This is a genomic window from Nocardia sp. 852002-20019_SCH5090214, from assembly GCF_001665865.1.
In the GTDB taxonomy this organism is placed as follows: domain Bacteria; phylum Actinomycetota; class Actinomycetes; order Mycobacteriales; family Mycobacteriaceae; genus Nocardia; species Nocardia nova.
The window spans coordinates 1-22,440 of the sequence record NZ_LZMK01000005.1; the positions used below are offsets into that span (position 1 = coordinate 1).

At 69.3% G+C, this 22,440-nt stretch carries 21 protein-coding genes; 10 read left to right on the forward strand and 11 right to left on the reverse strand.

From position 1 onward, the window contains the following. Positions 1-389 precede the first annotated feature (389 nt). On the reverse strand, positions 390-1,673 hold the full coding sequence (gene tyrS / locus A5780_RS00030) for a tyrosine--tRNA ligase (protein WP_063016127.1): 1,284 nt from the start codon (positions 1,671-1,673) through the stop codon (positions 390-392). A gap of 225 nt (positions 1,674-1,898) precedes the next feature. On the opposite strand from tyrS, the gene A5780_RS00035 reads away from it, so the two are divergent. After that, complete coding sequence (locus A5780_RS00035; RefSeq protein ID WP_227462771.1) at positions 1,899-2,864, forward strand: NAD(P)H-binding protein; 966 nt, start codon at positions 1,899-1,901, stop codon at positions 2,862-2,864. A 102-nt stretch (positions 2,865-2,966) separates the two neighbouring features. Next, positions 2,967-3,935, forward strand: coding sequence for an AraC family transcriptional regulator (locus A5780_RS00040; RefSeq protein ID WP_064905857.1), 969 nt, complete (start codon positions 2,967-2,969; stop codon positions 3,933-3,935). Between the two features lie 74 nt (positions 3,936-4,009). On the opposite strand, the gene A5780_RS00045 is transcribed toward A5780_RS00040, so the two are convergent. Next, positions 4,010-4,408, reverse strand: a complete 399-nt coding sequence (locus A5780_RS00045) for a DoxX family protein (protein WP_063016125.1) — start codon at positions 4,406-4,408, stop codon at positions 4,010-4,012. A gap of 82 nt (positions 4,409-4,490) precedes the next feature. Continuing rightward, the gene (locus A5780_RS00050) at positions 4,491-5,159 is read right to left on the reverse strand and encodes a FadR/GntR family transcriptional regulator (protein WP_064907395.1); all 669 of its coding nucleotides are present in this window, start codon (positions 5,157-5,159) and stop codon (positions 4,491-4,493) included. A 214-nt stretch (positions 5,160-5,373) separates the two neighbouring features. Here A5780_RS00050 and A5780_RS00055 point away from each other — a divergent pair, with 214 nt between their 5' ends. Next, positions 5,374-7,068, forward strand: coding sequence for a 2-isopropylmalate synthase (locus tag A5780_RS00055; protein WP_063016123.1), 1,695 nt, complete (start codon positions 5,374-5,376; stop codon positions 7,066-7,068). A gap of 4 nt (positions 7,069-7,072) precedes the next feature. Here the strand turns inward: A5780_RS00055 and A5780_RS00060 are convergent, their stop codons facing one another. From A5780_RS00060 to A5780_RS00075, 4 genes are all read right to left on the reverse strand, one after another. Further along, entirely contained in the window at positions 7,073-7,696 is a 624-nt protein-coding gene (locus A5780_RS00060; protein WP_063016122.1) for a DNA-3-methyladenine glycosylase, read from the reverse strand. A 65-nt stretch (positions 7,697-7,761) separates the two neighbouring features. Then, entirely contained in the window at positions 7,762-8,049 is a 288-nt protein-coding gene (locus A5780_RS00065) for a DUF3761 domain-containing protein (protein ID WP_227462772.1), read from the reverse strand. Between the two features lie 110 nt (positions 8,050-8,159). Further along, positions 8,160-9,083, reverse strand: coding sequence for an RNA polymerase sigma factor SigJ (sigJ, locus tag A5780_RS00070; protein ID WP_082976196.1), 924 nt, complete (start codon positions 9,081-9,083; stop codon positions 8,160-8,162). 52 nt (positions 9,084-9,135) lie between these two features. Then, positions 9,136-10,392, reverse strand: coding sequence for an NAD(P)/FAD-dependent oxidoreductase (locus tag A5780_RS00075; RefSeq protein ID WP_064907396.1), 1,257 nt, complete (start codon positions 10,390-10,392; stop codon positions 9,136-9,138). A 167-nt stretch (positions 10,393-10,559) separates the two neighbouring features. Between A5780_RS00075 and A5780_RS00080 the strand changes: the two genes are divergently transcribed. The 4 genes from A5780_RS00080 to A5780_RS00095 all read left to right on the forward strand — a co-directional run bounded on the left by A5780_RS00080 (position 10,560) and on the right by A5780_RS00095 (position 13,584). Next, positions 10,560-11,309: a DsbA family oxidoreductase gene (locus A5780_RS00080; RefSeq protein ID WP_064907420.1), complete on the forward strand. Its 750-nt coding sequence runs from the start codon at positions 10,560-10,562 to the stop codon at positions 11,307-11,309. Between the two features lie 102 nt (positions 11,310-11,411). Next, positions 11,412-12,143: an ABC transporter ATP-binding protein gene (locus A5780_RS00085; RefSeq protein ID WP_064907397.1), complete on the forward strand. Its 732-nt coding sequence runs from the start codon at positions 11,412-11,414 to the stop codon at positions 12,141-12,143. Continuing rightward, complete coding sequence (locus tag A5780_RS00090; protein WP_063016118.1) at positions 12,140-12,925, forward strand: ABC transporter permease; 786 nt, start codon at positions 12,140-12,142, stop codon at positions 12,923-12,925. The genes A5780_RS00085 and A5780_RS00090 overlap by 4 nt, the downstream gene beginning before the upstream one ends. Then, on the forward strand, positions 12,922-13,584 hold the full coding sequence (locus A5780_RS00095; RefSeq protein ID WP_064907398.1) for a TetR/AcrR family transcriptional regulator: 663 nt from the start codon (positions 12,922-12,924) through the stop codon (positions 13,582-13,584). Before A5780_RS00090 ends, A5780_RS00095 begins: the two co-directional genes overlap by 4 nt. On the opposite strand, the gene A5780_RS00100 is transcribed toward A5780_RS00095, so the two are convergent. Genes A5780_RS00100 through A5780_RS00110 form a run of 3 tightly spaced genes read right to left on the reverse strand, consistent with a single transcriptional unit; the run spans position 13,568 to position 16,501 of the window. Then, positions 13,568-13,789 (reverse strand): Trm112 family protein, encoded by a 222-nt coding sequence (locus A5780_RS00100; protein ID WP_063016117.1) that lies wholly within the window; start codon positions 13,787-13,789, stop codon positions 13,568-13,570. The two genes, A5780_RS00095 and A5780_RS00100, sit on opposite strands and share 17 nt — an antisense overlap. Positions 13,790-13,799: 10 nt before the next feature. After that, positions 13,800-14,282, reverse strand: a complete 483-nt coding sequence (locus A5780_RS00105) for a GtrA family protein (protein ID WP_064907399.1) — start codon at positions 14,280-14,282, stop codon at positions 13,800-13,802. Continuing rightward, positions 14,279-16,501 (reverse strand): hypothetical protein, encoded by a 2,223-nt coding sequence (locus A5780_RS00110; protein WP_064907421.1) that lies wholly within the window; start codon positions 16,499-16,501, stop codon positions 14,279-14,281. The genes A5780_RS00105 and A5780_RS00110 overlap by 4 nt, the downstream gene beginning before the upstream one ends. Positions 16,502-16,898: 397 nt before the next feature. Here A5780_RS00110 and A5780_RS00115 point away from each other — a divergent pair, with 397 nt between their 5' ends. Both A5780_RS00115 and rffA read left to right on the forward strand, forming a co-directional pair. Further along, a complete protein-coding gene (locus A5780_RS00115; protein ID WP_082940487.1) occupies positions 16,899-17,921 on the forward strand; it encodes a glycosyltransferase in 1,023 nt (340 codons plus the stop codon). Beyond that, positions 17,911-19,047 carry a dTDP-4-amino-4,6-dideoxygalactose transaminase gene (gene rffA / locus A5780_RS00120; protein ID WP_063016114.1) on the forward strand — a complete coding sequence of 379 codons (1,137 nt, stop codon included), beginning with the start codon at positions 17,911-17,913 and terminating at the stop codon, positions 19,045-19,047. The genes A5780_RS00115 and rffA overlap by 11 nt, the downstream gene beginning before the upstream one ends. A 20-nt stretch (positions 19,048-19,067) precedes the next feature. Here rffA and A5780_RS00125 read toward each other — a convergent pair whose 3' ends face one another. Beyond that, the gene (locus A5780_RS00125; protein WP_082976197.1) at positions 19,068-22,019 is read right to left on the reverse strand and encodes an AMP-binding protein; all 2,952 of its coding nucleotides are present in this window, start codon (positions 22,017-22,019) and stop codon (positions 19,068-19,070) included. Between the two features lie 88 nt (positions 22,020-22,107). Here A5780_RS00125 and A5780_RS00130 point away from each other — a divergent pair, with 88 nt between their 5' ends. Continuing rightward, positions 22,108-22,431 (forward strand): hypothetical protein, encoded by a 324-nt coding sequence (locus tag A5780_RS00130; RefSeq protein WP_064905872.1) that lies wholly within the window; start codon positions 22,108-22,110, stop codon positions 22,429-22,431. Positions 22,432-22,440 lie beyond the last annotated feature (9 nt).

The window sequence follows — 22,440 nt, forward strand, 5'->3', positions numbered from 1 at the left end:
GGGGGGAGGATGAACGGAACCAAAATAAATATTTGGCACTGACATTCATCGACACACTATTGAGTTCTCAAAGAACAGGCGCACAAACAGTCCGGCCGGTTAACCGACCTTCTTGAGAGGCAACTTTTCCAGCCTAACCACTGAAGCTCGCGAAGTCAACTCACGATCTCTGGGTCCTACTGGCCGTCAGGCGCTCCTCGTCCGACCTCGTTGTCCCGGGCCTCTCGGCTCCGGGTCGGTGTCCGTGTCGCTCTGACTTGGAATAAGTTACGTGGCGGAGAACAGAACGTCAAATCGCCACGTCGGCTCGCATTTTCGCAGGTCACCGGCCCGGCTCCGGGCCGGTGACCGACCCGAATCACACGGATGTGACTCAGGTCATGGCCAGATCAGCTCCCGGCTCGGCGGGCGCCGGCGAAGTTCTTCTTGCCGCGCCGCAAAACCAACCAGCGTCCGTGCAGGTAGTCGGTGTCGGCGGGCATCCACTCCGGGTCGGAGATGCGGACGTTGTTCACCGAGGCGCCGCCGTCGGCGACCGCCCGGCGAGCTGCGCCACGACTGTCCGAGAGTCCCGAGGCGACCAGCAGATCGACGATCGTCGATTCGGGGCCGGCCTCCGCCACAATGCCCTCACCCGCGGCTTCGGCCAGCGCGGAGCCGAGTGTCGCTTCGTCCAGATCGTGCAGATCGCCGCGGCCGAACAGCGCCTGGCTGGCCAGCTGCACCGCGCGGGTGTGCGCCTCGCCGTGCACGAGCGTGGTCATTTCGGCGGCCAGGCGACGCTGCGCTTCCCTGGCATGCGGACGTTCGGCGGTCGCGGTCTCGAGTTCGGCCAGTTCCTCCCGGTCGAGGAAGGTGAACCAGCGCAGGTAGCGGATCACGTCGGCGTCGCCGGTGTTCACGAAGTACTGGTACCAGGCGTACGGGCTGGTCATCTCGGGATCGAGCCACAGACTGCCGCCGCCGGTCGACTTGCCGAACTTCTTACCGTCGGCGGAGGTGACCAGCGGGGTGGTCAGGGCGTGGACCTGCTCGCTGTCGAGGCGGCGGTTGAGTTCGACGCCGGCGATGATGTTGCCCCACTGATCGGAGCCGCCGACCTGCAGACGGCAGCCGTGGGCGCGGCGCAGCTGTACGAAGTCGTTGGCCTGCAACAGCATGTAGCTGAATTCGGTGTAGGAGATGCCGTCGCCGTCGAGGCGGCGCTTGACGGTATCCCGCGCCAGCATCACGTTCACCGAGAAGTGCTTGCCGATATCGCGGAGGAAGTCGACGGCGCTGAGGTTGCCCGTCCAGTCCATATTGTTGGCGATGATCGCGCCGGTCGGCGAATCGTCGAAGTCGACGAAACGCTGCAGCTGGCCGCGGATCCGGTCGGCCCACTCGGCGACGGTATCGGTCGAGTTCATCACCCGCTCCCCCACGTCGCGGGGGTCACCGATCAGACCGGTGGCGCCGCCGGCCAGGACGATCGGGCGGTGTCCGGCCTGCTGGAAGCGTTTGAGCGTGAGCAGCGGAACGAGATGGCCCGCGTGCAGACTCGCCGCGGTGGGGTCGAAACCCGCATACAGGGTGATGGGGCCCTTCGCCGTTTCGGCCCGCAGGGCGTCCAGATCCGTGGACTGTGCGATCAGCCCACGCCAGGTCAGTTCGTCGATGATGTCGGCGCTCACGTCCTCCCATCTTTCCGCACCGAGCCCGCTCGGCTGCGCTGGGTCGGCGATGTCCGGGCCGGGCGGGCCGTTCGGTCAGGAATGAACCGCGCCGATGCGTCGGGGGCCCGGCCGATGCTCGACGATCGTCGGCTGGGCAGTCCGCGAGCGGAGCGTGGACGCGTGCGTATGTGTGCGAGCGTCCGGGCCATGGCCGATCGCCTCGGATCCGGATGTACTCGATACATGACAGAGAACACCATGATCGACAACGAAACCCTCGGCACCACAACGGTTTCCGCCGACGCCGGCACCGACCGCACGTCCACCCCGAAGACCGGCCCCGACCACACGGCCGTGGGCCCCGTCGTCGTCTTGGGCGGCGTCGGGAAGACCGGTCGGCGGGTCGTGGCGCGTCTGGCCGAGCGCGGCATCGAGGTGCGCCCGGCCTCCCGTTCGACCGCGATCCCGTTCGACTGGGAGGACCGGACGACCTGGGCGGCCGCCCTGGACGGCGCTCGATCCGTCTACCTGACCTACCAGCCGGATCTTGCCGCCCCGGGCGCCGACGAGGCGGTGAGAGAACTGACCGCGGTGGCACGCCGGGCCGGGGTGCGGCGACTGGTTCTGCTGTCCGGCCGGGGCGAGCCGGAAGCGCAGCGTTGTGAGGAGATCGCCCTCCGCAGCGGCCTGGCCACGACCGTGGTGCGGTGCAGCTGGTTCGCACAGAACTTCAGCGAGGATTTTCTCGCCGAGGAGATCGCGACCGGACAGGTGACACTGCCCGCCGATACGGTCGCCGAGCCGTTCGTCGACGCCGAGGACATCGCCGATGTCGCTGTCGCCGCACTCACCGAGGACGGGCATACCGGTGAGATCTACGAACTGACCGGGCCGCAGGCACTGACCTTCGCCGAGGCGGTGGCCACGATCGCCGCCGCTACCGGTCGCGCGATCGGGTATCGGCCGGTGAGCCTGGACGAATACGCCGCCGCGATGTCGGAGATGGGACTGCCTCGGGAAGTGGTCGACTCGCTGACCTATCTGTTCGGCACGGTTCTCGACGGCCGCAACACCGCCGTCACCGACGGTGTCGAGCGGGCATTGGGGCGGGCGCCGCGATCGTTCGCCGACTATGCCCGCCGGACCGCGGCCGAGGGCGGGTGGCCGGTGACCGACGGTGGCGAGCCGGCCGGTGTGCCGCGCGGGTGATCGGCGATGCCGGTGATCGTGCGTGATTTCCCGGGGTTCCGTCGTCCCGCCGGTGCTGGGAAGCCGGTTGCCGCACCGGCCGCCATGCGCGATCGTCGTGGCATGGATGCCCTCGCCGACCTGCTCGACGGCCCGCGCGCTCGCGGTGCGTTCGTGATGCGCTCGCTGCTGGACCCGCCGTGGTCGCTGCGGATCCAGGACCGGGCGCCGCTCACGGTGGTGGTGGTGACCCGTGGATACGCCTATCTCGTACCGGACGGCGACGATCCGATCCGGCTCGAGGAAGGTGCGGTCGCGATTCTGCGCGGTCCGGATCCGTACACGGTGGCCGACGAACCGTCGACCCCGCCGCAGGCGATCGTTCACCCTGGGCAGACCACGACCACTCCGGACGGTGAACTGCTCTGTGAGACATGGGATCTCGGGGTTCGCAGCTGGGGGACGAACGCGGCCGGAACCACCGCGCTGCTGACCGGAACCTACGAGGTGGCCGGCACGGTCAGCGACCGTCTGCTGCGCGCACTGCCGCCGCGGGCCGTCCTCGACGGTCACGAGGTCGACGAACGTCTGCTCGGCCTGCTGGTCGACGAAGCCGGCCGCGACATCCCCGGGCAGGCATCCGTGCTCGACCGGCTGCTGGATCTGCTGACCATCGCCGCAGTGCGCACCTGGTTCGCACGGGCGGAGGCGCCGCAGTGGTACAGCGCCTACGCCGATCCCGTTGTGGGCCAGGCGTTGCGGCTGCTCGAGCACAATCCCGCCCACGATTGGACGGTCGCCGAGCTGGCGGCGACCGTCGGCGCGTCCCGGGCGGCGCTCGCGCGCCGGTTCACCGAACTCGTCGGGGATCCGCCGATCGCCTACCTCACCGAATGGCGGCTGGCGCGAGCCGCGGACCTGCTGCGCGGGACCGACGCCACCATCGAGTCGATCGCGCGGCAGGTCGGTTACGGGACGGCGTTCAGTCTGAGTGCCGCGTTCAAACGGCGTTACGGGGTCAGCCCCGGCATACATCGGCGCACCGAAACCCTTGCGGCGGAACCGGAACGTGACGCCGGAGCAGGCGGCTGACGAGTCTTCAGCCGGCATGTCGATGGGCCCGCGCCGGGTGTTTTCCGGAGCGGGCCCATCTGGCGGGTGCGAGTTCAGTGTGCGGGGCGTCGTTCGTAGGCGATCCAGGCGAAGACCGCCATCAGGACCAGCGGGAAGATCGCGCCGGCCGGGGCGTCCATGACGAAGGCCTGGGTAGCGGCCGCGCAGACCATGGTGATCGACAGTCCGGCGGCGGCGAGCCAGGACAGGCGCGGCACCAGCAGGCCGATACCGCCCGAAATCTCCACCAGGCCGGTGAAATAGCGGAACCAGTCGCCCCAGCCGATGTCGTGGAAGATGCGGACGGCGTCGGATTGGCCGACCACCTTCGGCAGCCCCGAGGCGATGACGAAGAACAGGCCCAGCACGATCTGCAGGGTCCACAGCACGCGCGTGCGGATCTTGCCGGGACGAGTGGCGACGGACGGGGCGGAGGCGGTGATGGCGGTCATGATTCGGTGTCCTTCCGGATGCTCGGTGTGGGTTCGAGCGCGCTCACCACAGAAGACGGGCCACCCCGAAAGAATTCATCGGTCAGGAGAAAGCGGATCTCAGGGCGCTCAGGTGCACCCGGCTGGCCGTGGCCGCCGTCTCGGCCGACCGATCGCGAATCGCCTCGAACAGCACCTCGTGGGCGTGATGGTCCGCGGCGGGATCGGCCATCGGCCGCATGCGCAGCATCTGCGTCATCGCGCGGTGCACGCGCGGGACGAAGGCGTCGAACAACTGCAACAGCACCTCGTTGTGCGCCGCCGCGATCACCGTGCGGTGAAAGGCGGTATCGGCGTCGACGAGATGGTCGACCGAATCGTCGGATCCGGCACGCACCGCCAGCGCCTTCCGCATGATCCGCAGGTCGGCGGGGGTGCGCCGCTGCGCCGCCAGAGCCGCGGCTTCGGCCTCGATGGCGATGCGGGCCTCGATGACGGCGGCGATGTCGGCACGGCGCAGCACCTCGTCCCAGTCTTCGGCCACCTCCAGCGCGGTGACGAAAACGCCTGCCCCCTGGCGGCTTTCGAGCACGCCCTGACCGGACAGTTCCCGGATCGCCTCGCGCAGCGTGGAACGTCCCACGCCCAGCTGGGCCGCGAGGGTCGTCTCGCCCGGCAGTTTGTGTCCCAGCGGCCATTCACCCGAACGGATCCGGTCGAGCAGGAGTTGAGCGGCCTGGGCCGCCAGCGGTTGCCTCTGCACGGTCGCCATCGGCGCTCACCTCTCTACTTGTCTGAGGAGTTGTCACTCGCTATGGTAGCCGACATGGGACAGGGACTGCTTCTCCTCGGCCGCCGCGGCGGGGTCTGAACGACCGGCACCCTGCCCGCGGGTTGCTGGGCTGCGCCGGTCGACACCTCCGACGCAGAAAGCCGATCCCGTGCCCGACCACACTCCCCGCTGGAATCGCCAGCGCCCCTCCGCCATGCCCTCGGATCGTTATCACGATGTGTATCACCATGTTTCGGTGCCGCTGACCGAGCGCAACTGGCCCTCGAAACGCCTCGAATCCGCCCCGCTGTGGGTGCCGGTCGACCTGCGCGACGGCAATCAGGCCCTCGCCGAACCGATGGATCCGGTGCGCAAGCGCCGATTCTTCGAGATGCTGGTCGCGATCGGCTACAAGGAGATCGAGGTCGGCTACCCGAGTGCCTCGCAGGCCGATTTCGACTTCGTCCGCCTGATCCGCGACGCCGAGCTCGCGCCCGCCGACGTCACCCTGGTCGTCTTCACCCCGGCCCGTGCCGATCTCATCGCGCGGACGTTGGAGTCCGTGGAAGGGATCACCAACGACGTGGTGATCCACATGTACACCGCGACCGCGCCGCTGTGGCGCGATGTCGTGCTCGGGCGGTCCCGGGCCGAGGTGGCGGAGATGATCCTCGCGGGCGGCCGCGAGATCGCGCGGCTGGCCGGCGACCGGCCGAATCTGCGATTCCAGTTCTCCCCCGAGGTTTTCATGCTCACCGAACCGGATTTCGTGCTGGAGGTGTGCGATGCGATGACGCAGCTGTGGGACGCGAGCCCGCAGCGCCCGGTGGTGCTGAATCTGCCGGCGACGGTCGAGGTGGCCACGCCCAATGTCTACGCCGACCAGATCGAATACATGGATCGCAATCTGAGCCGCCGCGACGGTGTGATCCTGTCGGTGCATCCGCACAACGACCGCGGCACCGGCATCGCCTGCGCGGAATTGGCGATGCTGGCCGGAGCCCAGCGCGTGGAGGGCTGCGTCTTCGGCAACGGTGAGCGCACCGGAAACGTCGACATCGCGACGCTGGCCCTGAATCTGCACGCCCAGGGTGTGGACCCGATGATCGATTTCTCCGATATCGACGGCATTCGCCGCACCGTCGAGTACTGCACGCGGATGCCGATCCCGGAGCGACACCCCTACGTCGGCGATCTGGTCTATACCGCGTTCTCCGGGACGCACCAGGATGCGATCAAGAAGGGTTTCGCCGACCATCGCCGGCGGGCCGAGCTGGCCGGGGTGCCGGAATCCGAGATCGAGTGGCAGGTGCCGTATCTGCCCATCGACCCGGCGGATGTCGGACGCAGCTACGAGGCGGTGATCCGGGTGAATTCACAGTCCGGCAAGGGCGGTATCGCGTATCTGCTGCAGACCGGATACGGACTGGAGCTGCCGCGACGGTTGCAGATCGACTTCGCGCGGCATGTGCAACGCCATACCGACGACACCGGCGCCGAGGTGGGTGCGCGGTGGTTGTGGGAGCTGCTGCAGCAGGTGTACGGCCCGACCGGCGACGGTATCGCCTGCGCCGGAGGCCGGATCCACTGGCGATTCGGCGAGTCCGGCGACGTCGTGATCACCGCGCCGAATGCCGGGGCCGAGGTCGAGACGACCTGCACGGCCGCCGATGCCAGTCGGCTCACGGAAATATTTGCCGCACAGGGCATCTCGATCGAGCCTTTGCAGGCTACCCACCATCGGCTGCCCGCCGGCGCGGGTGCGGAATACGTGGTCTACGGCGAGTTCCGGGTCGGCGGTGACGTTCGATGGACGCTCGGCGTCGCCGATACGGTCGCGGCGGCCGAATCGGCGGCGACGATCGCGGCGGCGCAGCGCGGGCGGATCCGCGCCGAGTTGACGAGCTGACCGCTCAGGCCGACCGCCCGACCTCCGGGGCGCGCGGACTGCGGCGGTAGGCCGAGACCGCCGGGGAGTCGCGCAACCACAGCCGCCACGGGCGGTCGGCGGCCAGGCTCACGCCGACGCGGGGGCCCACCCCGATCGCGGCGGAGTCGGTGATCTCGGGGCCCAATTCCAATCTGATCGGCGCCGCGGGGTCGAACAGGGCGGTGCCGTAGTCGGAGAGCGTAATTCCCAGGGCACTGCCGAAGTTGCCGGGCCCGCGCGCCAGATCGGTATCGGCGCGGGCCGCGGGGCGCCGGGAGCGCGCGACCTCGTGGCCCTCGATCACCTCGCCGGCCCGCAGCAGCACGGCACTGGCGACGCCGTCGGGGCCGCTGGTGACGTTCACGCAGGTGTGCATGCCGTAACTGAAGTAGACGTAGAGCACGCCGGGCGGACCGAACATCACGGCGTTGCGCGGGGTTCGCCCGCGGCCGGAGTGGGCCGCCGGGTCGTGCCACGGTCCGGCCGGGTCACCGCCGTACGCCTCGACCTCGACGATGCGCACGGCGACCGGGCCGGACCGCATCGTCGCGCCCAGTACGCGGCGAGCGGCGGCCAGCGGTTCCACGGCGAGTTCCTCGGCAGACACGGGTTCTCATTCTTACTCGAGCACCCGTGGTGACCGACGCCACGCCCGCCGTGGACCATGCTCGGTCAGAGCCAGCGCTCGACACCGCCGTGATGGGAGCAGGTTCCGCTGCGGTGGCGGCTGTAGCTGTAGGTGCCGTCGCCGCACTGCGCGGTCGCGCCGTCGGGATCCGAGCCGGGACGCGGGACGCAGGCGTGGTCGACGTTCTCGTAATCGCCTGCGGGGCAGGAGATGAAGGCCGGGGCGGCGGTCGCGGTCGCCGTGGGGGCGAAGACGGCGGCAAAGCCGACACCGGCGGCAAGCAGCCAGCCGGTCAGGGTGGTGCGACGGGTGCGGCTCGCTACGCTGTGCACTTGTGAAACTCCTACCATTCTAATTTCGGCCGGAACTGTCCCGGCGGATGACAAAAATAGCGCATCCCATAGCCGCACAGGACATTTCGGGCGAATCAGTGGTAGCGGCTCTACTGCGGCGGGCGCAGCCCGGCGAGTTTGTCGGGGTTCACCTGAAAGCGCAGGTTCTGCACCCGACCGTCGAGGATGTCGAAGGTGAGCGCGCCGACCGGGAATCCGCCGATCTCGCCGACCACGCTCAGTTCGCCGTTCAGCACCGCGGCCCGCATCCGGATTCCGGTCAGGATGGGTTTGGCCAGCACACCGAGCAGCCAGCGGGCGACGTGGTCGGGGCCGTGCAACGGCCGGCGGGCCGCGGTGACCTTGCCGCCGCCGTCGTTCCAGAGGGTGACGTCGGGGGCCAGCAGCTGCATCAGCGCGTTGACGTCGCCGCCGTTGGCGGCCGCCAGGAACCGCTCGGTGATCTCCTGCCGCGCAACGGGATCGGTGTCGTAGCGGGGACGGCGGGCCTGCACATGATTGCGGGCGCGATGCGAGATCTGCCGGACGGTCGGCTCGGGGCGATCGAGAAAACCGGCGATCTCGGCGGGTGAGAATCCGAAGACGTCGCGCAGCACGAACACCGCCCGTTCGACCGGGCCCAGTGTCTCCAGCACGACCAGCATGGCCGTGGACACCGTGTCGACGATTTCGACGCGCTCGGTGGCATCGGGTTCGCTGAGCAGCGGTTCGGGCAGCCACGGGCCGACATAGGTTTCGCGTACCGCGCGGGCGCTGGTGAGCCGGTTCAGCGACAGGTTGGTGACCGTCCGCACCAGGTAGGCCTTGGGGTGGCGGACGCGCTCCCGGTCGACCTCGTGCCATTTCAGCCAGGCGTCCTGCAGCACGTCCTCGGCGTCGGCCACACTGCCGAGCAGTTGATACGCGGTGGCGAACAGCAGCCGGCGATGCGTGTCGAACGCATCGCCGGGGTCCGCCGGTGGGTCCGCGGGCCGCGCGGTCACCGCACCGGCGTCCTCGGCGTCACCGTCCATGCGCTCATCCTCTCCCGATCGCTCGAGGGCCCGCAATATCGGGGCAGGTCCCTCACGCCGCGATCCGGCCGGCCGCGCGCGTCGCGCGTCCCCCACGCGACAGCGTGACCGACACATTGGCGCGGCGGCTCAGCCGGAATGTCGGGACCGGGCTGCTGCTCACGAACTCCTTGTAGTGCACCGCGGCGCGGCCCTTCAGGTAGGCGCGGCGGGGGCGGTCGTCGGCGTGCGTGAATCCGATGACCGCATCGCGGCGGCCGAGGCTGACCGGCTGATGGAAGTATCCGAACCGGAACGGCCGCACCGACTTTCCGCGCAGCCGCCGCGCGATGGCGTCCGCGGCGTAGGCCGCGGTCGGCATACCGCTCTGGCAGGTGCCGTGCATCCGCCCCCACGGCTGGGTGATGGCGGCGGCATCGCCGATGGCGTAGATGTCCGGATGCGAGACCGACCGCAAAGTCGGGTCGGTGACGACGGCCCCCGCCGCATCCGTGGTGATGCCGGCCGCGGCGGCCAGGGCGGCTACGCGCACTCCCGCGGTCCACAGCGTCAGCCCGGCGGGCACCATCACGCCGCTGTCCAGGCGCACGGCGTCGGGCAGCACCTTCGTGACGCGAGTTCCGCTGCGGCGCAAGATGTTCAGGCGGTCCAGGGCACGCTCGACGTAGGCGCGCGGGCGCTCGCCCAGCATGGCGGCGGGTTCACCGGTGCTGATCAGGGTGACGGTGAGGCCGGGGTGGGATTCGGCGATCTCGGTGGCGGCCTCGACGCCGGTGAGACCACCGCCGCAGACCGCGACCGCTCCCCCGCCGGCCTCGAGTTCGGCGAGACGCTGCGACATCCGATGCGCCGTGCGCGGATCGTCGAGGGTCCACGCATGCTCGGCCACACCCGGCACGGTGGTGGTGTCGGCGCGGCTGCCGAGGGCGTAGACCAAGGTGTCGTAGCCGAGTTCGACGCCGTCGTCGCAGATCACGCGATGGGCGACCGGATCGATCGCGGTGGCGGAGGCGCGGCGGAAGGCCACACCGGTTCCGGCCAGCAGGTCCGGGATCCGGTGATCGGCGAGTTCGGCGCCGGCCGCGACCTGATGCATACGCAGCCGTTCGGTGAACCGGTCCGACGGGTTGACCAGCGTGATGTGCACCGCCTGCTTGCGGGTGCGGCGCGCGAGCCGGATCGCCGCCAGCATTCCGGTGTAACCGGCGCCGAGGACGACGATCTCGTGCGGACGCCCGGCGTCCGGCTCGAACCGAGTCTCATGGTTGCTGCGCTGGGTCTTCCGATCACTGCGCTGGGTGTCGCTCATGGTCCTGTCCTTTCGCGGCGGGTCGACTGTGCGATTCGGTGATGGGACAAGTCGGCCGCGACTTTCGTGACACGCCCCGATGTGATGCCGGTCACACCCCCGGGAACAGGCCGGATACCCGCCCGGTTGACATGTCAGGACTTTCGGAAGACGCGAATGAGGTGACCATGGCCGTACAGGTCGAGATCTGGACCGATATCAACTGCCCGTTCTGCTACCTGGGCAAGCGGCGCTTCGAGCAGGCACTGGCCGGCTTCGACCACCGCGACCAGGTGCGGGTCGTGCATCGATCCTTCGAGCTGGATCCGACACTGCCGGCCGGGCACAGCGGCCCCGTGGTCGCCCATATCGCCGAGAAGTACGGCATCAGCGAGGCTCAGGCAGCCGCCAACGAACGCGGCATCGCGGCCCAGGCGCAGGCCGTCGGCCTGCCCTATCGCACCGAGGGACGCGACTTCGGCAACAGCTTCGACATGCATCGGCTGCTGCACTTCGCACTGGAGCGCGGGCGGCAGGAAGAACTGCTCGACGCGTTGTACGAGGGCAATTTCGCCGACGAGCGGCCGGTATTCGGGGACCGGGAACGGTTGATCGAGCTGGCCTCGCGAGCCGGGCTGGACGCGGCCGAGGTGCGCGCGACCCTCGACGACCCGCGGGCCTACGCCGAGGCGGTGCGCGCCGATGAACAGACCGCCGCCGAACTCGGTGCGACCGGCGTGCCGTTCTTCGTCTTCGACCGCACCTACGGCGTATCGGGGGCTCAGCCGCCGGAGGTGTTCACGCAGGCACTGGAGCGGGCATGGGCAGATCAGGCCCCCGCGCTGCAGGTGCTCGGCGACGGCGAGACCTGCGGTCCGGACGGCTGCGTGGTCGAGCCGGGCGGGACCGCCGCAGCGCCACCGCGCGATCACCACTGATCCCCTCTTGCGTCGCGACCGGACCCCGGGCAGAATTCAACACACAATGAATTCAACGCTCGGTGAATAACCTCGCCGGCCGTGTGACGTGAGAGGTGGACCGTGGCGAACCCCGATTCGTCCCCGGCGATCACCGTCGAGCACCTGCGGGTGCGTCGCGGGGGACATGAAGTGCTGCACGATATTTCGCTGACCGTTCCGGCGGGCAGCATCACCGGCCTGCTCGGGCCGTCCGGCTGCGGTAAGACCACCTTGATGCGCAGCATCGTCGGCACCCAGCTGATCGAGGCCGGCAGTGTGCGGGTGCTCGGCGAGGAGGCCGGCGCCCGCGGACTGCGTGCGCGCGTCGGCTACGTCACCCAGGCGCCGAGTATCTACGACGATCTCAGCGTGCTGGACAACGTCTCCTACTTCGCCGCGCTGTACGGCCGCGACTCCGAAGCGGTGCACGCGGCGATCGAACAGGTCGGCCTGAGCCCGCATATCCGGCATCGGGGCAATCAACTCTCCGGCGGGCAGCGCACCCGGGCATCGTTGGCGTGTGCGCTGGTCGCCGATCCGGAACTGCTGGTCCTCGACGAGCCGACGGTCGGACTGGATCCGGTGCTGCGGGTCGAGTTGTGGAAGCAGTTCCGCGAGCTCGCCGCTCAGGGCCGCACACTCGTGGTGTCGAGTCATGTCATGGACGAGGCCGAGCATTGCGACCAGCTACTGCTCATGCGCGACGGCCATCTCCTGGCCCAGCTCACTCCCGACCAACTGCGCGCCGACACCGGCGAAACCAGTTTGGAGAACGCATTTCTCGCCCTCATCACGATGGGACAGCCGCGATGACAACGACATTCGCCCCGCCGTCACGCCCGCCGCTGCGCTGCTACACCGCGACCTCGGCGCGCATCCTGCGTCAGTTGCGCGCGGACCGGCGCACCGTCGCCATGCTGCTGCTGGTGCCGACTCTGCTCATGGCACTGCTGTATTTCGTCTATCACGAGACGCCGACCATGCCGGGAGCGCCGTCGCTGTTCGACCGCGTCGGCATCAGCATGCTGGGCATCCTGCCATTCATCGTGATGTTCCTGATCACCGCGATCGCCATGCAGCGCGAGCGGACCTCGGGCACGCTGGAGCGGCTGATGACCACACCGCTGTCGAAGCTGGATCTGCTGGGCGGATACGGCACGGCGTTCTCCGTCGCCGCGGCGGCGCAGGCGGGCCTGGCGTGTCTGGTCTCCTTCTGGTTGCTCGGATTGCATGCCGCGGGCAGCGCATGGCTCGTGCTGCTGATCGCCGTGGTCGACGCGGTGCTGGGCGTGGCGCTGGGACTGCTGGCGAGCGCCTTCGCGCGCACCGAATTTCAGGCCGTGCAGTTCATGCCGCTGGTGGTGGGCCCGCAGTTCTTCCTCTGCGGGCTGCTGGTGCCGCGCGATCAGCTGCCGCGCTGGCTGGAGATCATCAGCGATGTGCTGCCGCTGAGCTATGCGGTCGACGCGCTGCAGGAGGTCTCCCGCCATCCGGGCGCGACCGCCGCGATGTGGCGCGATCTCGGCATCGTCGCCGCATTCGCCGCTGTCGCACTGACTTTGGGCGCCGCCACTCTACGCAGGCGAACAGCATGAGCGATGTGAGCGAGGGTGTGAGCGCCCGCAGTGGGCGGCGGGCCGGTGAATCGGGGACCCGGGAGGCGATTCTGAATGCGGCACGCACCCGTTTCGCCGAGGTCGGATTCGACAAGGCGTCGATCCGCTCGATCGCGGGCGCGGCGGGGGTCGATCCCGCGCTGGTGCATCACTACTTCGGCACCAAACAGCAATTGTTCTCCGCCGCACTGAATCTGCCGATCGACCCGGAGCTGATCCGCGCGCCGATCCGGGCCGCCGAACCCGACCGGCTCGGCGAGACCGTGGTCCGGACCGTGGTCGGCGCATGGGATTCCTCGGTCGGCGTGCACGCGGTCGCGGCCTTTCGCGGCATCCTTGCCGGCGGCGATGCCGCGCTCGCCCGCAGCTTCCTGCTGGAGGTCGCGCTGAAAGATGTTCGGGAGAAGGTGGATTCGCCACCGGGCAGCGGGACCACGCGAGTGGTGCTGGCCGTGTCGCAGATGATCGGCCTGCTGGTCGCGCGCAAGATTCTGCAGGTCGAACCCGTGGCGTCGATGCCGCTGGACGAACTGGCCGCGGCGGTCGGGCCGACCATCCAGCGCTATCTGACGGGCGATCTGCCCGTCGCCCGCGGCTGGGCGGACTTACCGCCGTCCGGAATCAGCCCTGGGCGGTGAAGGACTCGTGCTCGGCGTCGCCGACCGCACGCGCCTCGTCCACGAGCAGCACCGGGATGCCGTTGTCGACCGGGTAGGCGCGACGCAGGCGCGGGTTGTAGAGCACGCTGTTGCCCTCCGCGTCGCGCACCAGCGACAACGGCCCCTTGTCCTCCGGACAGGCCAGCAGGCTCAACAACGTCGGGTCCAGGGTTTGCTCCGCCATATCCGACAACCTACCCGCCCGCCGAATCCGCGGGCCGGGCCGCCCGGCGGAACGAGATGTGCCGATGCCCGAAGAAGCTGAGCACCGCCACCGCGCCCATCACGACCACCGTGGCGGGGGTCTCCGGCAGGTCGAACACCCCGACCGCGAGCTGCACGCCCGCCATGTTCAAGATCAGCCCGCCCGAGTTGACCGCGACGAATCGCAGGAAGTCGGCGATCAGGTGACCGCGCACTCGAAAGACCAGGGTGCGATGGGCGAAGAAGGCGAACACGATGCTGATCGCGTAGGCCAGTGCCACCGCCACCGCGGGCGGCCAGCCGCCGGGCAGCACCTTCAGCCACATCACCGTCAGCACCATGCCCAGCAGCGTGTTGGCCGCCCCGACCGCGGCGAACGCGATCTCCTGGCGGCGAATCAGTCGCAGCAGCAGACCCGGTGGCGGGATGTCCGGCTCCCGCGCCGCGGCCGTTCCGTCCGCGCCGACGCTCACGAAACCACTTCCGCTGCTTCCTGTTTCACCGAATCGCCGGATTCGCTCGCGCGCCGGCGGGAACGCAGGTACAGCCACTGCATCACCGCCAGCAGCACCAGGCCGCCGACCGCGCCGGCGACACCGATACGCCAGCCCGGCGGCTCCCAGGAGACCTCCAGCGTGGCGTCCCGGGTGCCGGCCGGGATATCCACGGCGATGATCGATTTCGCGATCTCGCGGATCGGGAGTTCGTGGCCGTCGAGGGTGGCGCGATAGCCGGGCCAGTTCAGCCGCGCGAGTACCACGCGACCGCCGTCGGCCGAGCTCACGCGCACCCGGCTGGTGCGGTCCGATTCCGACAGTGAGCTCGCCTGTACGTCGTGCGCGTCGGAGATGCGGCCGTTCGTGGTCGACACCGGACCCTGCTCCCGCTCGAGCACCCAGATGTAGCGTTCGTGGCCCGGGTAGCCGACCCACTTCCAGCCGGGCGGCGCGGGCTGCTTCCCGAGGTCGGGGAACATCGCCCGCTGCAGGACGACACGGTCGAGTTTCATCAGGTCCACCGGGGCGCGACCGGTGATCGGCTCGGCGGTGAACAGCCGCCGGAACGAGTCCGGACAGACGCTGGAATCCCATCGCATGCACAGCATTTCGCCGAACCAGTAGTGCCCGTTGGGTGTGTAGCCGTTGACGTAGTTGCGATGCACGTCCTTGGCGAAGTTGCCGAACACCAGCGATCCGTAGGCGCCCTGCAGACTCTTGTCCGCCGGCTGCAGCAGTCCGCGGTCGCCGAGCTGAATGGTGACACCGTCGAATGCCGGGAACGCTGCCTCCGCCTCGGAGCGGTGCACGGGCAGATTCCAGCCCATCGGCGTCGGCTGGACCAGACTCACCTGCAGGTAGGCGATCGGGAGCATGGCGACGACAGTCGCCAGCGCGGCCGCCCCACTTCCGCGGCGCGCCCACAGCCACACCACGCCGGCGCCCAGTGCCGCGACCGCGAGCGCGGAGAGCACATGCCACCAGATGTGGTGCGGGTCGGCGGAGAACGTTCGCACCCAGAGCAATCCGATCAGCACCGCCGCCGCCACCGCGCGCGGGCGCCAGTCCCGCACCGTGCCGAATCGGCCCAGCAGCACGCAGACCAGGATCAGCAGGCCGACCGCCACCATCGGCAGCACCCGCGCCGGCCAGCGCAGCGGGCCGACCGTGCCCGGTCCGGCCGTCCACATCAGGAACATGATCGCGAACAGCGCCACCGAGATCAGTTCCCGCCACACCCGGCGCGCGCGATTCCAGTCGACGAATGCCAGCGCCGGAATCAGGAACCACGCGATATAGGTGACCGGCAGTGGCTGCACATACCCCCACCAGGAGGTGAACGCAGGCATCGCCGAGGGCAGGCTGGCATTCAGCGATTCCGACCACGGCACTGTGAGGAACCGGTCGTTGTTGATCTGCGAGTTGCCCCGCCAGCTCACCGTCGCGGACAACATGCTCGGTAGATACGTCATCAAACCGGCCATACCGGCCGCGCCCGCGACCACCGCCACCCGCAGCACCGGGCGCCAGGCGCGTTGGACGACGAGCTCTCCCACCGCCACGGCGACCAGCATCAGCGCCGCCTCGACGGCCGGAAAGACGTATTCGACCGAAATCGCCAGATACAGGTAGACGAACAACGGAATCGGCCCGTAACCGCGGGTGCCGCCGTAGCGCGACCGATCCCCTGCCGGGCCGCGGGCGTAGCGGACGGCACTGGCCCAGGCGTGCAGCATCCAGGCGGTGCCGGTCAGCGAGGTGACCCAGCTGGCCTCGTCGAAGAACAGGAACCAGCCCGAGAGCGGAAAGGCGATGCCCGCCACGGCGGCCCAGGACGCGCGACTGCCGTAGACCAGGCAGACCCGGTACACGCCGAGTGCGGCGATGATCGAGAAGATCAGTTTGACGACCGTCGCCAGCAGCGCGAGATTGTCCACCGACGGTGCGATCAGATCGATCAGCAGTTGCGGCGGGTTGAACAGGCCCGCCTCTTCCATGGTGTAGTTCCCGGTCATCCATTGCTCGGGCACCATCAGCGGCAGATGGCCCTCGCGCAGGTGCCGGCCGAGCATCACCCACAGCGGGGTGTATTGGGATTCGGTGTCGTCGGTGTAGAAATGCCGCGCGTTGGCGAGCAGCACCGCGACATATCCGGCAATGACCCCGATCGCGGTGACCGCTCCCCATCGGAACACGGTCTGCCGCGGATGCCCCGCGGCGCTCGACTCGGGCCGGGGAGCGGCGGGCCGCCCATTCTCGACGGCGACATCGCGCCGATCCTTCCCGGGCTCCGCGAGCGCCGTCGTCGACACTGCACTTTCCACCACGATTGACAGACCCTACCCGCCCGCGCGCTCGCGGGCATCGCCCCCGGAACCGCCGCCCCTCTCGCGGAGCCGAAGCCGGTGACCAGCAGCGTGTTAGAGTTCACCCCGATTCGGGCTCTGGATACAGGCGAGGAGTTCCGGTGCGCACCGTCATCGAAAGTCGAACCAGCTGATGCCGATTCCGTCCGCAACCGCATATCCCCCTGCCGCCGGGCAGGCTTCGACACCGAATGTTCACCCGCCGGTCACCGGCGGCGGCGAGCGAGTGCATGCGGTCTCGGTGGTGATCCCGGTGTATCGCGGCGAGCAGACCATCGCCGGACTGGTCGCCGAACTGCACGGATTGGCGGAGTCCGCGCGCACGCCGGACGGCAACAGCTTCGCGGTCGAGGAGATCGTGCTGGTCCACGATCACGGCCCCGACCGCTCCGACGTCGTGCTGCAGCGGCTCGCCGCCGAATACCCGCAGGTGCGCGTGATCTGGCTGAGCCGCAACTTCGGCCAGGACGCGGCCACCATCGCCGGCATGGCCGCCGCGCGCGGCGAATGGATCGTCACGATGGACGAAGACGGCCAACACGATCCGGCATTCATCGGCGCCTTCCTCGACACCGCGCTCGCGCAGCGCGCGGACCTGGTCTATTCGAAGCCGACCAACACCCGCCCGCACGGCGTGCTGCGCAACCTCACCTCGCGCGGCGCCAAGGTGGTGCTGGCGACGGTCTTCGCCTTCCCCGATTCCACCCGCTTCGAAAGCTACCGGCTGATCCGCGGCGATATCGGCCGTCAGCTCGCCGAGGTCGCCTCCAACGGGGTGTATCTGGATGTGGCGCTGACCTGGGTGGTGGACAACACCGCGCAGGCGCCGGTGGTCCTGCGCGCGGAGGGCCGCGAAGAGTCCGGCTACAACTACCGCCGGCTGTTCTCGCTGTTCTGGAAGATGGTGCTGTGCAGCGGAACCCGCGGCCTGCGCCTGGTGAGCCTGCTGGGCGTGACCCTGGCCGCCGGTGGTGCGGTGATGGCCGCGGTGGTGATCTGGAATGCCCTGTTCGGCAACGGTCACGACCCCGAGGGCTGGGCCTCGATCATTGTGGTGCTGCTGCTGGTCTCGGGCGCGATCCTGTTCTCGCTCGGCCTGATCGCGGAGTATCTGGGTGTGGCGTTGCACGTGCTGGTGGGCAAACCGCTGTATCTGACGGTAGATTCCCCGACACCGCGTCCGCATGCCGAGGCGCGGGTTCCGACCACGGCCGCAGCAATCGGGGGACACAATCCGGGTGAGCACTGACCGCATCCTCTTCAGCCGTCCCTACCGCGCCCAGGCCGAGCTGACGAATCTGGCCGCCGTCCTGGCCTCCGACCATAGTCACGGCGACGGGCCGTTCACCGCGGCGGCGACGGCGAAATTACGCGCCATCACCGGCGCCCCGCACACCCTGCTGACCACCTCGTGCACCCATGCGCTGGAGATGGCCGGGCTGCTGCTCGAACTGGGGCCCGACGACGAGGTGATCGTGCCCAGTTTCGCCTTCACCTCCACCGCCACGGCGGTCGCGATGCGCGGGGCCACCTGCGTCTTCGCCGATATCGACGAGCGCGGCAACCTCGATCCGGAGTCGGTGGCCGCGGCGGTCACCGAACACACCAAGGCGATCGTGGTCATCCACTACGGCGGAGTGGGCGCCGATATGGACCGGCTGCTCGAGATTTCCGAGGCGCACGGCCTGGCCATCGTCGAGGACACCGCGCACGGCCTCGGCGGCCGGTGGCGCGGACGGCCGCTGGGCACGATCGGCACCGTGGGCGCGCTCAGCTTCCACGACACCAAGAACGTGCACTGCGGTGAGGGCGGGGCCATCCTGCTCACCGACGAGATCCTGATGGGGCGCGCCGAGATCATCCGCGAGAAGGGCACCGACCGGGCCCGGTTCCTGCGCGGGGCGGTCGACAAGTACTCCTGGCAGGACATCGGATCGAGTTATCTTCCCAGTGAGTTGAATGCCGCGGTGCTCGATGCGCAGCTGGCCGAATTCGACCGGATCCAGGCCGGGCGGATGCGGGTGTGGAACGCCTACGCCGCCGCACTGCCGCAGTGGGCAGCGCGCAACGACGTGCGGTTGATGCAGGTACCGGACGATCGCGAGCACACCGCGCATCTGTACTACCTGCGCACCCCCACCGAGGACACCCGCGACGCGTTGATCGGATACCTTCGCGAACAAGGCATTTCGGCCCCGTTCCACTACGTGCCGCTGCATTCGAGCCCGGCCGGGCAGAAACTCGGCCGCACCACGGTTCCCTGCCCGCGCACCGACGAATTCTCGGCGACTCTGCTGCGCCTGCCGCTGTGGCCGGATCTGAGCGATCAGCAGGTCGCGCGCGTCATCGAGACGGTCACCGCGTTCACGGTGTGAGCGGGAGACCTCGTGGTCACCTATCCCAGCAGTGCGGCCGCGACCTCCGGGGTGAGCACTTCGTAGCTCTCCGATTCCCGGTTGTAGTACCAGGTGTTCTCGTCCGGTTCCAGGCGAAGGGCCGATCGCACCGCATGGGTGGCGGGACGGAAGCTCGAGCTGCGCGGGATTTCGTCGACCACCTGCACGATGTCGGGACGCTGGGCGGGGTCGAGGGAGCGCAGGCCCTCGGTGACGTCGGCGGGTTCGAGGCGGTGGCCCGCGCGCACGCTCACCACGGCGACCGCGAGCGTGGTGCTCGGGGTGCGGCGGCCGAAGGCGACCTCCATATCGACGGCCGTGATGTCGTTGAGCGCGTCCACGATCGGCTGGGAGTAGACCGGCCCGCGGGCGGTCGCGATGACGGTGTCGCGGCGGTCCATCAGCCAGTAGTCGCCGTCGCTGTCGCGGCGGAACAGATTTTCCGTCGGCATCCAGGCATCACCGGCGGTGAAGACCCCGCGCAGGCCGCCGCGGGAGATGTCGACGGTGTCGGCGGCCCGCCCGATCAGCAGGCCCACCTCGTTGTCGGCGGCACGGCGCGCGAAGCCCCGGGGGTCGGTGACGATCTGTTCGGCGATCGGATCGTAGGAGATCAGTTCCACCTTCGCCGTGCCCGGCACCGGCCGGCCCTTGCAGCCGATCTTCACGCCCGCCACATTGGCGAGCACGACGTCACCCTCGATGGAGGCGTAGAACTCCAGCACCCGCGCGGGCGCGAACCGCTCCGTGGTGCGCCGCCACAGGCCGGCCGGCATGCCGGAGCCGATGAACAGCCGGATCGGATGCGAATGGCCGGCGGGGAAGGTCTCCACATCGAGGATGTCGCGCAGCATGGTCCAGGTGTAGGTGACCACGGTGACGCCGTAGCGGTGCACCTCGGCGGCGAAGCTGGGCGGATCCAGCGAGCGGGCCAGCGCGATCCGGCTGCCCCCGGCCACCGCACCGCCCAGACTCACCAGCAGGCCCGACGAATGATGCAGCGGCGCAAGGCAATACACCGTATCCCGGCGGTCCAGGTCGGCCGCCGTCGCGGTGCCGAAGGCCGACAGCGCCCACCGGTGGTTGGTGATGTACTTCAGGTCGAGTTTGTCGCCGGTACCGGTGACCAGGATGAACGCCAGCTCGCGCGCCAATCCGGGATCGGGCCGGAACCAGCCCGGCAGGTCCACCGCCGCCGGGTCGACCTGCTCCAGGTCGACGACGTCCGCGCCGTCCGGGATGTCGAGTGTGCGGGCATTGCCGCCGCCGAGCACCAGGACCCGGGTTCCGGCGGCGGCCGCGGCCCGCAGGTTCTCCGGATCGGCCACGATCACCGTGGTCCCGGTCGATTCGACCGCCCGCGCGGTCTCGCCACCGGGCGCCAGTAGCACCGCGACCGCCCCGATCCGCGAGAGTGCCGCGACCGAGGCCAGCGCGCTCGGGCGGGTTTCCATCAGCACTCCGACGCGGGTGCCGGGGCGTACGCCCGCCGAGATCAGCCCGCGCACCACGTTGTCGATGCGGGCGCCGACCGCGGCGTGGGTGTGCACCCGGTCGTCGAAGAGGAACAGCTCGCGCATCGGCGCGTTGCGCTGTTGTTCGGCGAGCAGGCGGCCCAGCGAGATCCGGGTGTGCGGCTGGATCATGCCGAGCCGGGTCAGCCGGGGCAGCGCACGGGCGGCCTCCCCCGTGAGCTCCTTGGATCCGCGCAGCGCGTTTCCGGCCAGGCTGCCGAACGCCGCGCCGATTCCGGCGCCGGCCTCGGCCAGCGTGGCCGCGGTGTGCACGACCCGGGTGGCCGCGGTGGTCTGGCGGTCGGCGGCGACGTGCTCGTGCATGGGCGCGATCTGTTCGGGCAGGTCTGCGTTCCCGCCCAGCCAGTTCACCCAGTCGCGCACCAGCGGCCAGGTCTGGTTGGTGGCGGTACTGCCCGCCACGAGGCCGAAATGCCCGGCCACCAGCGTGGCCTCGTAGACCTCGGCATTGGGCGCCGCGCGCACGATGCCGCGCACCGCGGCCGGCTGGCCGATATCGTCGACCTCGCCGACGAAGGCGAGGATGGGGCATTTGACTTCGGCCAGCGAGATCGGCTGATCGCGAATGACGAAGCCACCGGACATCATTCGGTTGTGCGCGACGAACTGCTTGAGCAGATCGGCCGCCGCCGGTCCGGAATAGCCCACCCAGCCGTCGTGTTCGAGAAAGCGGCGCTGACGTTCCTTGGGCAGCAACGCTTCTCGGTCGTGCAGCTGGCGCAGGAAGTCGATACGGGCCTTCGCCGTCTTCACCGGGTCGAGCAACTGGAAACCGACACGCACCATCGCATCGGTGATCGGCAACCGGGTGAGGACGTGGTCGGCGACGAAATCGGCCACCTCCGACACCAGCCCGTAGGGCAGTCCGAACGGCAGTCCCGCGACGATGTCGACCGGGCTGCCGAAGGTGACGATGCTCTGCACGCCCTTGCCGTAGCGGAAGGCGGTGGCCTGGTAGGCGAACATGCCGCCCTGCGAGTACCCCATCAGATGCACGCCGCGGCCGGTCAGTTCGTTGACCGTGTCGATCGCGCTCGACAGGGCGAGGACGTGGTCGGCGAGATCGCGCTGCCAGCCACCTTCCTCCGTGGCGGGCGAGCCGAAATCCAGTACCCAGCAATCGATTCCGGCGCGATGCAGGATACCGACAGCGCCGCCCTCGGCGTTGACGTCGTAGATGTCGGCATTGACCATCAGCGGCGGCACCAGCAGCGCGACGGGCCGGTCGGCGGCCGGGTCGTCCGGGAAGTAGTGGCGCAGCCGGTACATCCGCTTGCGCTCGGTGACCTCGAAGGGCGAGGACTCCACATCGTGGGCGAGGCCGCCGAAACGGATGACCTCGAGACCGTTCTGCGCGGTCGCCATCAACCGTCGCGCCGGTCCCGTCAGGGTTCTCGTATCGAATTTCACAACCACTCCCAGCCCTTGCGCCCTGCGCTCACACCTTCACGCCCCCTGCGTGCGGGTCGAGCCTGCCACATCGACAGCCTACTGCGGGCCTGGTGTGATCGGTCCCATCCGCGATCACAGGTTGCGCACGGACGGGGTGCGGATGCGGCAGGCGGCGCCACGTTTTCGCGAATTCGGTCCCGCATCGCCGACCGTGCCCCGGCCGGTAGGCGACCTGGCCGCGATGGCGCCCGAAGGCCTCTCCTGCGGAGGGGAATTCACCGCGCCGGCGATTTCGGCCATCGCCCGGGCCGATCGCCGCGCGGGCTTCCCCAGCGATATCGGCCCCGGCGACCGGCCGGCGGAGGCCCGGGCCGGCTGCGGCGGCACCGGCGTCGCCGATCGGCATATCGCGAGGGCAGGTCCCTTCACCCGGTGACAGCCGCCG

What these genes read in the sequence shown, in the direction of transcription:
- A5780_RS00050 (WP_064907395.1), bottom strand. Translation starts at nt 5,159, where the DNA reads ATGGCGACCGTGCAGAGGCAACCGCTGGCGGCCCAGGCCGCTCAACTC.
- A5780_RS00075 (WP_064907396.1), bottom strand. Translation starts at nt 10,392, where the DNA reads ATGAGCGACACCCAGCGCAGTGATCGGAAGACCCAGCGCAGCAACCAT.
- A5780_RS00035 (WP_227462771.1), top strand. Translation starts at nt 1,899, where the DNA reads ATGACAGAGAACACCATGATCGACAACGAAACCCTCGGCACCACAACG.
- A5780_RS00080 (WP_064907420.1), top strand. Translation starts at nt 10,560, where the DNA reads ATGGCCGTACAGGTCGAGATCTGGACCGATATCAACTGCCCGTTCTGC.
- sigJ (WP_082976196.1), bottom strand. Translation starts at nt 9,083, where the DNA reads ATGGACGGTGACGCCGAGGACGCCGGTGCGGTGACCGCGCGGCCCGCG.
- A5780_RS00090 (WP_063016118.1), top strand. Translation starts at nt 12,140, where the DNA reads ATGACAACGACATTCGCCCCGCCGTCACGCCCGCCGCTGCGCTGCTAC.
- A5780_RS00040 (WP_064905857.1), top strand. Translation starts at nt 2,967, where the DNA reads ATGGATGCCCTCGCCGACCTGCTCGACGGCCCGCGCGCTCGCGGTGCG.
- A5780_RS00045 (WP_063016125.1), bottom strand. Translation starts at nt 4,408, where the DNA reads ATGACCGCCATCACCGCCTCCGCCCCGTCCGTCGCCACTCGTCCCGGC.
- A5780_RS00100 (WP_063016117.1), bottom strand. Translation starts at nt 13,789, where the DNA reads ATGGCGGAGCAAACCCTGGACCCGACGTTGTTGAGCCTGCTGGCCTGT.
- A5780_RS00095 (WP_064907398.1), top strand. Translation starts at nt 12,922, where the DNA reads ATGAGCGATGTGAGCGAGGGTGTGAGCGCCCGCAGTGGGCGGCGGGCC.
- A5780_RS00055 (WP_063016123.1), top strand. Translation starts at nt 5,374, where the DNA reads ATGCCCTCGGATCGTTATCACGATGTGTATCACCATGTTTCGGTGCCG.